This window comes from Streptomyces sp. NPDC001070, from assembly GCF_053598835.1.
On the sequence record NZ_JBSFLB010000035.1, the window covers coordinates 28,904 to 42,148 of the forward strand.

At 70.6% G+C, this 13,245-nt stretch carries 9 protein-coding genes and 1 pseudogene; 5 read left to right on the top strand and 5 right to left on the bottom strand.

What is annotated here, in order from left to right:
• Window positions 1-25: 25 nt before the first annotated feature.
• The 5 genes from ACWDAS_RS33585 to ACWDAS_RS33605 form a co-directional block, all read right to left on the bottom strand.
• Entirely contained in the window at window positions 26-1,003 is a 978-nt protein-coding gene (locus ACWDAS_RS33585; protein ID WP_450398464.1) for a C-terminal binding protein, read from the bottom strand.
• A complete protein-coding gene (locus tag ACWDAS_RS33590; RefSeq protein WP_450398466.1) occupies window positions 1,000-1,656 on the bottom strand; it encodes a bifunctional 4-hydroxy-2-oxoglutarate aldolase/2-dehydro-3-deoxy-phosphogluconate aldolase in 657 nt (218 codons plus the stop codon). Before ACWDAS_RS33590 ends, ACWDAS_RS33585 begins: the two co-directional genes overlap by 4 nt.
• Window positions 1,653-2,987, bottom strand: coding sequence for an MFS transporter (locus tag ACWDAS_RS33595; protein ID WP_450398467.1), 1,335 nt, complete (start codon window positions 2,985-2,987; stop codon window positions 1,653-1,655). Before ACWDAS_RS33595 ends, ACWDAS_RS33590 begins: the two co-directional genes overlap by 4 nt.
• Before the next feature lie 373 nt (window positions 2,988-3,360).
• The gene (locus ACWDAS_RS33600) at window positions 3,361-4,311 is read right to left on the bottom strand and encodes a LysR family transcriptional regulator (RefSeq protein ID WP_450398469.1); all 951 of its coding nucleotides are present in this window, start codon (window positions 4,309-4,311) and stop codon (window positions 3,361-3,363) included.
• A gap of 478 nt (window positions 4,312-4,789) precedes the next feature.
• Complete coding sequence (locus tag ACWDAS_RS33605; protein WP_450398471.1) at window positions 4,790-5,005, bottom strand: hypothetical protein; 216 nt, start codon at window positions 5,003-5,005, stop codon at window positions 4,790-4,792.
• A gap of 297 nt (window positions 5,006-5,302) precedes the next feature.
• On the opposite strand from ACWDAS_RS33605, the pseudogene ACWDAS_RS33610 reads away from it, so the two are divergent.
• The 5 genes and pseudogenes from ACWDAS_RS33610 to ACWDAS_RS33630 all read left to right on the top strand — a co-directional run.
• Window positions 5,303-5,584: pseudogene (locus tag ACWDAS_RS33610) on the top strand (TetR-like C-terminal domain-containing protein); the annotation flags it as partial.
• A gap of 318 nt (window positions 5,585-5,902) precedes the next feature.
• Window positions 5,903-8,203, top strand: coding sequence for a glycogen debranching protein (locus tag ACWDAS_RS33615; RefSeq protein WP_450398472.1), 2,301 nt, complete (start codon window positions 5,903-5,905; stop codon window positions 8,201-8,203).
• 186 nt (window positions 8,204-8,389) lie between these two features.
• Entirely contained in the window at window positions 8,390-9,373 is a 984-nt protein-coding gene (locus tag ACWDAS_RS33620) for a LacI family DNA-binding transcriptional regulator (protein WP_450398474.1), read from the top strand.
• Window positions 9,374-9,744: 371 nt separating this feature from the next.
• Window positions 9,745-11,778, top strand: a complete 2,034-nt coding sequence (locus tag ACWDAS_RS33625; RefSeq protein ID WP_450398476.1) for a glycogen debranching N-terminal domain-containing protein — start codon at window positions 9,745-9,747, stop codon at window positions 11,776-11,778.
• Between the two features lie 140 nt (window positions 11,779-11,918).
• A complete protein-coding gene (locus tag ACWDAS_RS33630) occupies window positions 11,919-13,211 on the top strand; it encodes an ABC transporter substrate-binding protein (RefSeq protein WP_450398477.1) in 1,293 nt (430 codons plus the stop codon).
• Window positions 13,212-13,245 lie beyond the last annotated feature (34 nt).

The window sequence follows — 13,245 nt, forward strand, 5'->3', positions numbered from 1 at the left end:
TTAATCAGCTGTTTTGCTGTGGAGGTCAGTTGACCGGGACCGGAGCCGCACGCGTGCCGGTGACCACCGCGTGGTCCGGCTTGCCGGTACGGGCCCAGGTGGCGACGTTGAGGGCAGCACGGCGCCGTACCTCCTCCTCGGCCTCCTGCGAGTACCAGGCGGCGTGCGGGGTGGCGATCACGTTGGGGTGACCGACCAGGGGGTGGTCCGCCGGGACCGGCTCATCGGTCCAGGTGTCCACCGCGGCGAACGCCAGGTGCTCGGACTCAAGGGCCGCGTACAGAGCCTGCTCGTCCACGAGGCCGCCGCGCGCGGTGTTGACGAGGATCGCGCCCCGCGGCATGAGGCTGAGGCGGCGGGCGTCGACGATGTGCCGGGTCCCGTCGTTCAGCGGAAGGTGCAGGGAGAGGACGTCGGAGCGCTGGAACAGCTCGTCCAGGCCGACCCGCTCGACACCGGCGGGCCAGACCTCGTCCGGCAGCGCCGGGTCGTACGCGACGACCGTGCCGAACCAGGGGGCGGCGCCGGCGGCCAGGGTGCGACCGATGCGGCCGAGACCGAGGACACCGATGGTCAGCGAGGAGAGCCGGCGGACGGGCCCGGTGGTCAGATAGTCCCAGGTGCCCCGGGCGCTTAGCGCGTCGTACTGCTTGAGATGACGGGCGCCGGCCATGACGCCGGCGAAGGCATGCGCGGCGACGTCCTGGGTGCCGTAGTCGGGAACGTTGGCGATCCAGATGCCGCGCCGCTCGGCGCCCGCCACGTCGAAATTGTCGACGCCGACGCCGTAGCGGGAGACCAGGCCGACACTGGGCGCGGCCTCGTACACCTCGTCGGTGACGGTGGCCCACTGCACGATGAGCGCGTCGGCACCCTGGGCGGCCTTCGCGACCTCCTCGGGGGTGCGGACCTGGGCGCGGACCACGGTCAGTCCGGCTTCCTGCAGGACTGCTCGCTCGATGTCGAAGTCGGGGTATTCGGAGTCGGTGATGACGACTTTCACGAAGGGTCTCCAGTAGGGGTGGCAGTGCGGGTGGTACGTATCCGGTCCAGCAGGGCGGCAGCCGTCTCGCGGGCCCGGGCGAGGGACTCGGGGGCGGCGTCGACGGGGGCAAGCGAGCCACCCGCGCCGACGGCCAGGGCTCCGGCGCGGATCCAGTCGGCGGCGTTGTCGGTGCCGATGCCGCCGGTGGGGACGATCGGCAGCTCGGGGAAGGGGCCGCGAAGAGCCTTGAGGTAGCCGGGGCCGACGACGGAGGCCGGAAAGAGCTTGACGGCAGCGGGACCGTATACGGCGGCCGCCATCACCTCGCTGGGCGTCAACGCCCCGGCCAGAAAAGGCACTTCACTGTCCGCCAACGCCCGGCCGAGCACAGTGTCCGTCCCCGGGCTGACCAGGAACTGGGATCCGGCGGCCACCGCGTCCTTGACCTGGGCGGGGCTGGTCACGGTGCCGAGGCCGACCAGGACGTCACCGGGCAGCTCCTCGCGCAGACGTTCCACGGCGGTCAGCGCGTCCGGCACGGAGAAAGTCAGCTCGATGCCACGGATCCCCGCCTCCGCGAGGGCGCGCGCGGTGGTCACCGCGTCGGCTGCCGACCGGCTGCGCAGCACCGCCACGCAGCCCGCGTCCCTCAGTGTGTCGAGAAAGGTCACTTGGTGCTTCCCAGCGGTGCGATACGGCCGATGACCAGGCCGTAGACGAGGGCGCCCGCGACCGCGATGCAACCGGCCACCGTCAGCGGCACGGCGTACGAGCCGCCGCTCGCGTCGAGCAGCGCGCCCACCACGATCGGGCTCAGGAAACCGGCGAAGTTGGACGCGAAGCCCTGGATGCCGGCGAGCGAGGCCACGTTGCCCGCGGCGGGGGCCACGTCGGACGGCAGCGCCCACAGGCTGGAGGCGGCGAAGGTCAGGGCGGAGTAGGAGACGGTGAGCAGGATCAGAGCGGTGGCCGCGTTGGGCGCCGCACCGGCGAACACGATCACGGAGGCCATGAGCAGACCGCTGACCAGCGGCACCTTGCGGGCGAAGGAGACACTGCGGCCGCGGGCGATCAGCCGGCCCTGGAGCAGGCCGCCGAGCCATTGGGCGGGCATCGCGCACAGCGCCGGGATCATGCCGAAGAATCCGAGCTTCAGCAGGTCGAAGCCACGCTCGTTCACCAGGTAGGACGGGAACCAGGTGATGAAGAAGTAGAGGACGAAGGAGAGGCAGAAGAAGCCCAGCATCATCCCCCAGGTGGTGCGGTGCGCGAACAGCTTGCGCCAGGGCAGCGGCTCGCGCTCGTCCGCAGTGCCGACCTTCTGACCGGCCTCGATGTAGGCGCGTTCCTCGGCGGACAGCCGCGGGTGGTCCTCGGGGTCGCGGTAGAAGCTCAGCCAGAACGCGCCGAAGATCAGGCCGACGAGACCGGCGGCCACGAACGCACCGCGCCACCCGAGCAGCGCGATGACGCCGGTGATCAGCGGCAGCGAGACGGCACTGCCCATGCGGGCGCCGCTGTCGAAGATCGAGGAGGCGAGACCGCGTTCCTTCTGCGGGAACCACCTGGAGACGATCTTCGCGCTCGATGGGTACGCCGGGGATTCCCCGACGCCCAGCAGCATGCGCAGCAGCACCAGGACGAGCAGGCCGGTGGCGGCGCCCACCAGCATGGTGATCAGCGACCAGACGATCAGGGCGTAGCCGTACAGCTTGCGCGGACCGACCCTGTCCACCAGCCAGCCGGCCGGGAACTGCATCAGCGCGTACGTCAGGGAGAACGCACCGAGCAGCACGCCGGAGGCGGTGCTGGACAGGTTCAGGTCGTCCGACATGTAGGGCAGCGCGATGCTGAGGTTTGCCCGGTCGAGGTAGTTGATCGCGGTGCCGAAGAAGACGACGGAGATGATCGACCAGCGCGTGCCGCGGAATCGCAGCCCGCCAGGCGGGATCGATATGTCACTCTGGGCTCTTTGCCCGTCACTTTGGGTAGCGGAAGACATGAGTGCTCCTGAACGGGTACGGCCGGGTGAACGCGGCCGAGTGGGGACGACTGGTGCAGGGAGTGGGAACGAGGCCGACGGAGCGGCCGGTCGCGGCTCAGTGAGCGCCGACGGCCATCGGCTCTTCGTGCGCTCGTACTTCCCTGGGGAAACGGACCGTGCCACGCGGGATGCGGAGCGCTTGCCGTCGTTCAGGAAGACCTGACGCCGTTGTCTGGGTCACGGATTGAATCCCTTCGTGCGACGAACCCGGAAGCGGCTCGGGCCGTCTGTGAAGAGAGGTTAGGCGTGTGTGTCGTGCACGTTAAGCACGCGTTTTGAATGCCTGTATTCGCATCGCTGATGCTGTGACCCTGGCCGGGAACCGCCGGGATCAGGCTCCAGCGGAGTCGTCCTCGACCGGCGGCGGCTCGGTGCCCTCAGGAATGGGGGTGGTGCCAAGGTGTCGGAACAATGTGCGCGCGGCCGGCGTCAGCGGCCGGGAGGTGTCCCAGAAGGCCGCGACCCTGCGACCGTAATTCCCCTCCAGGCGGCGCACCGCGACTCCTGTGGTGTCCGAGACCTGCGCGGCCAGGGCGTTCATGATGCCCACACCCAGCTCCTCCCTGACCAGCCCGATCACCGTTTGGGGCTGGTTGGTGGTGTGCACGGGCTGGAGGTCCTGCCCGCGTTCACGAAAGAGCTTGTACCACTCGAAGGCCAGGCCCTCCGCCCGACCGATCGTGATCACTGGGTGCTGGGCGACAGCGGCCGCCGGCAACGGCTCGGGGAAGTCGACGAGAGGGTGCTCCAAAGGGTGTACGACGACCAGCGCTTCGTGCCAGAGCACCTGGCACCGCAGTGACTTGGAGGCGGGTGGCGGCGTGAGGGGTCGCAGGCAGACATCGATCTTCCCGGCGGTGAACGCCTCGTCCAGAACCGGGATCGAGTGGTCGGAGAGGATCACCTCTATGTCGGGATTGGTCACGGCGAGCCCGGCGAGGACGCGGGGCACGAACGCGGCGCTCGGACTGGGATAGCTGCCGAGTGTCACCACGCCGCGCGCGGTACCGCGCCGGGCGGCCATGGCCTCCTCGGCCGAGTGCAGCTCACCCAGGATGCGGCGGGTGTGCTCGGCAAGCGCGGCGCCCGCGTCGGTCACAGCGACGGGGCGCTTCCGTCGGTCGAACAACGCGACCCCGGCCTCCCGCTCCAGCGCCGCGACATGCATGCTCACCCGGGGCTGCGAGCGGTGAGTCGCCTCGGCTGCGGCAGCGAAGCTGCCGGTGTCGACGACCGCAAGGAACGACACGAACCACTCCAGCCGGACATCCGTCTTGAGCACTATGACCACCTCATCCCAATGCCCGGACGCCCCGTCGGGGCGAAGAGGCAGCGAACATCCGGACTCTCCGGTTCCGAGAACCCCGGCGGCTCTCAGGATACGGAGTCGGCCGGCGGCCGATCGGCGGCATGTGCATCGTCGACCTGCGTCCGTGGTCCCGCATCGCTGGCCGACCACGGCAGCGCGACCTGTTCGCACCGACGGACCCGACGAATCGTCGATCGCCGTCGCGGCCGGCGTCGGCCCGTCGCCCGGCCCTCACATGTGGCTGGCCCGCGAAGGGCGCGTGGCCCGGGAACCGGTAGGCAAGCCCGTCCACCGGTCCCCCTGACCGCTGCGGCCTCCGGGAGGCGTCGGCCGGACAACCAGGCCGCCGTACGGTCAGCCGCCGGTCGCCTCCCGTACCACCACGGAGAATGGAACCAACCCGCCTGGCCTGCACATGTGCCAGATCACTACGCCGACGCCACGACGCCCCCTAAACGTTGAAGCGGAACTCCACCACGTCCAGACCCGGCACGTGCGGCCAGACCCACTCCGCATGGCCGACGGCGGCGATCTGGTAGTCGACCGGGTCCAGCCCGCACGCCTCCACGCGGACACGGCCCTGCCCAGCCCCCGGTCCGGGGACTGGGCAGTCGGCCGGGTGCAACGTGTCGGGGCCGCCGGGACGGTCCAGGACCAGGGCGCTCATCACAGAGGTGCTTTCGGTGGCTGGACGCGGAAGGGCGAGCCGGGCGGCAGGGCTCCAAGGGATTCCTGGCCGGCCCGGTCCGGAGCCAGGCGCCGGTGCGGGCGTCGGCGATGTGGAAGTTGAAGGCGGCGTGACCGAGCGCGCCCCACGGCCGCAGCCAGATCGGCAGGAGCATCTCGGTGCCGCGGGCGGTAGTGATCTCACCGAGGTCGTTGACGCTCGCCTCGGGTCAGCAAGGCGACCATCCACCTGCGCTTCAAAACGAAGGCCGAGCCGTCCGTTGCCGCGCTGAGGACCCTGCACCCCTGCTCCGCGCCACCGGAGACCGGGGATGTGCGCGCCGACATCGTCGCCCAGCTCGCCGACTTCTCCGCCACCCTCATCCGCACCGGAGGCATGGCCCTGATCGGCACCTGCCTGGCCGAGGAAGACACTCCCGAGCTGCTGGCACTCTTCCGCGAGCATGCCGTGCAACCACGCCGCGCGGCCTTGCGGCGACTGCTCGACCGGGCCCGCACGCAGGGCGAACTCGCCTGCGACGCCGACCCGGACACGCTGACCTCCGCCCTGCTCGGCATCTTCTACGCCGACACCTCGCCGGACGCACCACCGGCAGAGACTGGGCGGAGCGCACCGTGGCTCCCGTACTCACCCCGCCGGCCGGCACGTAGCCGCCGCATCCGGGCCGCCGGAGCGCTACCTGACCGACGGCAGAACTCTCCGCTTTTCCTGTGCGCGCAGGCTTTACGTCGGCACGCGCCGCGGTTAACTTTCTGCACGTTCTTGCAAGGGATGGCAGGAACGAAACGGCTGCCGGCGCGTGCGGCTCTCCTGTACCGATGTGAAGGAGCCGCTGTGCGTCTGTTCTCCCGTGCGCGCCACAGAGTACGAGCGGGCTTGACCGCTCTGGCCGTGGTCCTCACCGCCGCCCTGGTGGGGCCCGCGCACCCTGCCCCTGCTGCGGCGGCCGTCCTCCAGGGCCTGGGGGCGCATTACGACGCGACCGGGTCGGCGATCGCCTTCCGCGTCTACTCGGCGCGGGCGACGCGGATCGAGGTCTCCCTCTACAAGACCCCTTCAGGGGCGCAGGAGCAGGCCGGCCTGCCGCTGACGGTGGACTCCGCCACCCACGTCTGGTCGGTGACGGTCCCGGTCACGACGTTGCAGAGCCAGTACGGGATCACGGGTACCGTCTACTACGGCTACCGCGCCTGGGGCCCGAACTGGCCGTACAACGCCTCCTGGACCAAGGGGTCGTCGGCCGGGTTCGTCACTGACGTCGACGCCGCCGGCAACCGCTTCAACCCCAACAAGCTGCTGATCGACCCGTACGCCCGCGAGCTCAGCCACGACCCGCGCACCGCCTCGCAGAACAGCGACACGGTGTACGCCTCCGGCCCGTCGTACCGCACCCTGGACAGCGGACCGGCGGCTCCGAAGGGCATCGTGCTCCCGGACTCGACCGCCGCCACCGGCAGCAAGCCCACGCGGGCGCTGAAGGACGACGTCGTCTACGAGGTCCATGTGCGCGGCCTGACCGCGAACGACCCGTCCGTCCCGGCCGCCGACCGCGGCACGTACAAGGGCGCCGCCCTCAAGGCGGCGGAACTGGCCGGACTCGGCGTCACCGCGGTGGAGTTCCTCCCCGTCCAGGAGACCCAGAACGACGCGAACGACGCCGACCCGGCGAGCAGCACGGGCGACAACTACTGGGGCTACATGACCCTGAACTACTTCGCCCCGGACCGCCGGTACGCCTCCGACCGGAGTCCCGGCAGCCCGACCCGTGAGTTCCAGGCCATGGTGAAGGCGTACCACGACGCCGGGATCAAGGTCTTCACCGATGTCGTCTACAACCACACCGGCGAGGGCGGCCCGCTGAACACCGGCGACAAGAACACCTACGACGTCCTGTCCTTCCGCGGCCTGGACAATCCGACGTACTACGAGCTGAGCACGGATCTGCAGAGTCCGGTGGACAACACCGGGGTCGGCGGCAACTACAACACCTACAACCCCGTGGCCCAGCAGCTCATCGTCGACTCCCTCGGCTACTGGAAGGACACCCTCGGCGTCGACGGCTTCCGCTTCGACCTCGCGCCCGTCCTCGGCAACACCTGCCAGACCGGCTGCTTCCGCTACAGCAGGACCGACTCCGGCACAGCCCTCAACCGGATCACCGCGGCGATGCCCGCCCGCCCCGCGGCCGGCGGAACCGGCACCGACTGGATCGCCGAGCCCTGGGCGCTCGGCGACGGCACTTACCAGGTGGGCAACTTCCCGGCCGGCTGGTCCGAATGGAACGACACCTTCCGCGACACCCTGCGTCGCGACCAGAACGCCATGGGCACCGAGAACGTCACGCCCGGCCAGCTCGCCACCCGCTTCGCCGGATCCTCCGACCTGTACCAGGACGACGGCCGGGCGCCCTTCAACTCGGTCAACTTCATGGTCGCCCACGACGGCTTCACCCTCGCTGACCTGTACGGGTGCAACGCCAAGAACAACACCCAGCCCTGGCCGTACGGCCCCTCCGACGGCGGCGCGGACTACAACCTGTCCTGGGACCAGGGCGGCAACGCCGCCGACCAGCGCAAGGCCGCCCGCAACGGCTTCGCCTTCCTGATGCTGTCCGCCGGCACGCCCATGATGACCGGCGGCGACGAGACCCTGCGCTCGATCCGCTGCAACAACAACCCCTACAACCTGGACTCCTCCGCCAACTGGCTCGGCCACAGCCCGACCGCGGACCAGAGCACCTTCCGCACCTACACCCAGCGGCTCATCGCCTTCCGCAAGGCGCACCCGGCCCTGCACCCGGCCGCCTTCTACAGCCCCGCCGACAACAACGGCAACGGCCTGGGCCAACTGGACTGGTTCACCCCCGCCGGCGGCGCACCCGACAGCACCTACTGGTCCAGCCCGAACAACCACGCCCTGGCCTGGCGCCTCGACGGCACCGAACTCGGCGACCCCAGCAGCGCCGTCTACACCGCCTACAACGGCTGGTCCGGTGACGTCGACTTCACCCTCCCCTCACCCGGCGCGGGCAAGCAGTGGTACCGCGTCACCGACACCTCGACCTGGGCCGAAGGACCCGATCAGGTCGCCTCACCCGGCTCCGAGGCCCTCATCGGCGGCGCCGGCACCGTCTACCGCCTGCACGGCCGGGCGACCCTCCTGCTGATCGCGAAGTAGCCCGGCCGCCGAACGCGTGGCGGTTACGCCCCGGCCCGGACGGGACCGACGACGGTCCCGACCGGGCCGGGTTCCCTCGGTGGCCGTCGCGGTGGGTGACCAGGCGATAGCAGTCTCCGTCTTCGCCGGTAGACTGGTGTTCCTATGCGTAAGCGCTCCGTCTCGCCGGCTCCCACCGTCAACGATGTGGCACGTATCGCGGGGGTGTCCCGCCAAACGGTCTCCAACGCCCTGAACACACCGGATCGCCTGCGCCCGGAGACGCTGGAGCGCGTGCTCCGGGTGATCAGGGAGGTCGGCTACGAGCCCAACCGGGCCGCGAGGTCGCTCAGGACCCAGGCGTCGCGGCAGATCGGCTACTGCGTCGAGGTGGGCCGGGACGGCACATCGAACGTGATCCTCGACCGCTTCCTGCACGCGCTCGCGGCAGCGGCCCAGGAGAACGGCTACCGCGTGGTGATCTGTGCCGCGCAGGGTTTCCAGGACGAGCTGGCGACGTACGACGAGATGCTGCGCACGTCCAGCGTCGACGCCTTCATACTGTCCCGGCTGGACCCGGGCGATCCCCGACCGGAATGGCTGGTCTCACGGAACGCGCCGTTCGTGGGCTTCGGCCGGGCGCCTGATGCCCCGCCGGGGCAGCTGTGGGTCGATGTGGACGGCGCTGCCGGCGTCGGCGCGGCCGTGGACCACCTCGTGGCCGGGGGCCACCGGGAGATCGCGTTCCTGGGGATGGAGGAGGGCAGTGGGCCGGGACAGGACCGGCTGCTCGGATGGCACCTGGCCATGGACCGGCACAAGCTGGTCGCCCGCAACTCCGCCCGCTCGCCCGACACGATCGACGACGGCGCCGCCGCCGCCGCTGACCTGCTGCGCGCCCGGCCCCGCCCCACCGCGGTGGTGGCGGCCAGTGACACCCTGGCGCTGGGGTGTTACACGGCGGTCCGGAACCAGGGGCTGACCGTCGGGCGGGACGTGGCAGTGGTCGGCTTCGACGACTCCCCTGCCGCCGCGCTGGTCCAGCCCTCGCTGACCACGCTGCGGCAGCCGTTGACCGAGGTCGGGCGTGCGGTGATCAGGCTGCTGACCGCCCGCCTGGCAGGGAGCCCACCCGCCGCTTCAGAGTACGTGCTGCTCGAACCGGAATTGATCGTCCGTGAGAGCTCCTGACGCTCGCGGCAATCCGCCCGCCGCCTCCGCGCTGCTTCTGCGGAACGGGAGTTGACCGTCGGCGGGAGCCCCTGGGCTCCTCCGGGCGGAACACCACGGAAACGTCGGGGAAACTCCCCCTAGTCAGGTGGCCCACCACATGGCATAGTCCTGCGCGTCGCAGTTTTGATCGTTCAACTTACGGCGCCCGGCGATGATTCCGGCTCGGCGCCCGGAGCTGTACGTAAGCGACCGCCGATCGGCCGCGTGCCCACCCCTGCCGTCTTCCTCACCCGAGGCCGGACCACCGGGTGACGGAACCAGCCCGCGTACTCGCGGGCGGTTGCGCTGCGCGGCCCCACCGTACGACCCGCTTGACCGAAGGAGGCAGGGTGACAACCCCCCACCCACCTGCCCTGCACGACCTGGTGACGGTGCTGCGTGCCCCCGCCGCTGCGCTGTGCGGGCCGGACGGCCAACTACGGACGGGCGGCGCGGACGGCTACTACGACGACGACCGCCGGGTGCTCTCCCGGCTGGAGGTCGAGATCGTCGATGCCGAGGTCCGGCCGGTGGGCCGGTCACTGACCCGGTCGTCCGAGGCCTGGTTCACCGCCGTCGTGCAGCCGGTCCGCGCAGCTGCGACCGACACGGACCTGATGCTGGACCGCCGCCGGGTGCTGACGCCCAGCGGCCTCGAGGAGCACCTGACGCTGCGCACCTTCGGCGACGCCCCCCTGCGCCTGCGGGTGCGGGTACGCGCCGAGTCGGACCTGGCTCCCGTGCACGAGGTCCGGTCGGGCGAGCGCATCCGCCCTGTCCCCCCGCTTACCGCCGGCGGCGAGGTCCGCTGGGACCGCGACGGCACAGGGGTCGTCCTGACCGCGGACCCGGCGCCGGCCGAATGCCGGGAGGAGGGTGGAACGGCCGTCCTGTGCTTCGAGGCCGAACTGCCGCCCGCGGGCTCCTGGTCGCTGGCCCTTCGCGTGTGCGCGTCGCCCGGCACCGACCCGGCGACCGCTTCCGGGGGCGCGCCGCGGACCGAATTCGGCGCGCCCCGTGACTCGCTGCCTCCGCCATGGGCCGCGCCCGCGCAGGCTCCGGTCGACCACCGCCGGGCGCGCCTGCTGCAGAGCAGCCTGGAGGATCTGCAGGCCATGCTGCTGTGCGACCCCCTCGATCCACGGGACCGCTTCCTCGCCGCCGGGAGCCCTTGGTACTTCACCCTGTTCGGGCGCGATTCGCTCTGGTCCGCCCGGATGCTGCTGCCCCTGGGCACCGCGGTTTCCGGCGGGACGCTGCGCACCCTCGCCCGCAGGCAGGGCCGGCGGGACTCGCCCGAGGCGGAGGAGCAGCCCGGGAAGATCCTGCACGAGGCGCGACCGGAGCCGCTGCGACTGGGCAGCCTCACGCTGCCTCCGCTGTACTACGGCACGGTCGACGCCACGGCGCTGTGGGTGCGCCTGCTCCACGACGCCTGGCGGGCGGGCCTGCCCGAGGCCGAGGTCGCCGAGCTGCTGCCGCACCTTCGGGAGGCCCTGCGCTGGATCACCGAAACGGGAGACGCCGACGGGGACGGGTTCCTCGAGTACCGGGCGGCCGTCCCGGGCAGCCTGGCGAACCAGGGCTGGAAGGACTCCCACGACGGGGTGCGCTGGTCCGACGGACGACTCGCGGAGGCACCGCTGGCACTGTGCGAGGTCCAGGGGTACGCGCATGCCGCCGCAGTGCAGGGCGCGGACCTGCTGGAGAGCTTCGGTGCCGGCGGGGCGGAGCCGCTGCGCGACTGGGCGGCCCGGCTGCGTGAACGCTTCCGCGAGGCGTACTGGGTCTGCGACGACGTCGGGCCCTATCCGGCGATCGCGTTGGACGGAGCCAAACGGCCGGTGGACGGGGCCTCCTCGAACATGGCCCATCTGCTCGGCACCGGCCTGCTCTCGCCCGACGAGGCGGCGATGGTCGCCCGCAGACTGTCCGGGCCGGACATGGACTGCGGATTCGGACTGCGGACCCTCTCCTCCGCAAGCGCTGCATTCAACCCGATGAGCTACCACTGCGGCAGCGTCTGGCCGCACGACACAGCCATCGCCGTGCTCGGCCTGGCCGCCGAGGGCCACCACGAGGTGGCCCGCTCACTCGCGAACGGAGTGGTCGAGGCCGCGGAACGCTTCGATTACCGACTGCCCGAGCTGTACGGAGGGGTCTCGGCGGCCGACGGCGGGCCTCTGCCCGCCTATCCCTCGGCCTGCCGTCCCCAGGCCTGGGCGGCCGCGGGGGCGGTGGCGGTCATCGGGTACCTGGAGAGCCGGGCAGGGACGACCTCTCCGGGCAGCACCCCTCCGCAGGCGGGGAACGCTCCGGCGCCCCCGGTGCAGGCCCGGTGGACAGGCACTCGTCCCGGACACAACGGGCGCCTCAGGTCCTGAAAGCACCCATGGCTGACGGGAAAGGCGTCCGACAGCCGAATGCCGGCGCAGTTTGCACGCTCACAACCCCGATTTGATGTCTCGCTGCCGCACCATTCGAAATCCGCGCCGACCGGCGCTGCTCAATGAGGAGCAAGGGAATGACCAGTCGAAGAATTCTGCAGGCGGCCGCTGTTGCCGCGGCCGCCACACTCGTCGCCACTGCGTGCAGCAGCAAGGGGACCGACAAGAGCGACGGAAACCAGGGCTCCGGTGATCGCGGTCCCATAACCCTGGCCACAGGCAAGGACACCTCCGGCAATCTGCAGAACCTGCTCGACGAGTGGAATTCCGCACACCCGAAGGAAAAGGCCACCATCACCGAACTGCCCACCTCCGCGGACGGGCAGCGTCAGCAGATGGTGCAGAACGCCCAGGTCAAGTCGGACGCGTACTCGGTGCTCGGCCTCGACGTGACCTGGACCGCCGAATTCGCCGCCAACCGCTGGATCGACGAACTGCCGGCCAAGGACTTCCCGCTGGACGGCCTGCTGCCGTCCGCCGTCGACACCGCGAAGTACCGGGGCAAGGTGTACGCGGCCCCGTACCAGTCCAACGGCGGGATGCTCTTCTACCGCACCGACCTGCTGAAGAAGGTCAAGGCCCAGGCGCCGAGCACCTGGGCCGAGATGGCGGCCGTCTGCAAGAAGGTCGTGAAGCTGCCCGAGGCCTCCAAGATGAGCTGCTACGCGGGGCAGTTCGACAAGTACGAGGGCCTGACCGTCAACTTCTCCGAAGCCGTCCAGTCCGCCGGCGGGGAGCTGTTCGACGACAACGGCAAGCCGACCGTCGACACGCCCGAGGCGAAGGCCGGCCTGAAGTGGCTCGTGGACAGCTTCAAGGACGGCACCATCCCGAAGGAGGCGCTGACCTACCAGGAGGAGAACGGCCGCGAGGCCTTCCAGGCGGGCAAGCTGGTCTTCCTCCGCCAGTGGCCGTATGTGTGGAACCTCGCCAACGAGACCGACGGCTCCTCGAAGGTGGCGGGCAAGTTCGACGTCGCTCCGCTGCCGGGAATGAACGGCCCGGGGTCCTCAACCCTGGGAGGCCTGAACCTGGCCGTGTCCACGTTCGCCCAGCACAAGGCGTCCGCGCGGGACTTCATCAAGTTCCTGACCGGTGAGGAAGCCCAGCGCTCCAACCTGCTGAAGGCAGCGGTCGCTCCGACTCGGGCGAACCTGTACGGCCAGGCCGACCTTCAGAAGAAGTTCCCCTACCTCGCGACGCTCGGCAAGTCGATCGAGAGTGCCCGGCCCCGGCCGAAGGCCGTGCGCTACGGCGATGTCACCGCGGCCATCCAGAACGCCATCTATCCGGTGGTCTCCGGAAAGGCGAGCCCCGACACCGCGCTCGCCGACCTGCAGCAGCAGTTGGAGAAGATCACCGCAGAGTGAGTCGTCCCCGGCCGGGCGCGCTGCGACCTGCGCG

What these genes read in the sequence shown, in the direction of transcription:
- ACWDAS_RS33595 (WP_450398467.1), bottom strand. Translation starts at nt 2,987, where the DNA reads ATGTCTTCCGCTACCCAAAGTGACGGGCAAAGAGCCCAGAGTGACATA.
- ACWDAS_RS33605 (WP_450398471.1), bottom strand. Translation starts at nt 5,005, where the DNA reads ATGAGCGCCCTGGTCCTGGACCGTCCCGGCGGCCCCGACACGTTGCAC.
- ACWDAS_RS33630 (WP_450398477.1), top strand. Translation starts at nt 11,919, where the DNA reads ATGACCAGTCGAAGAATTCTGCAGGCGGCCGCTGTTGCCGCGGCCGCC.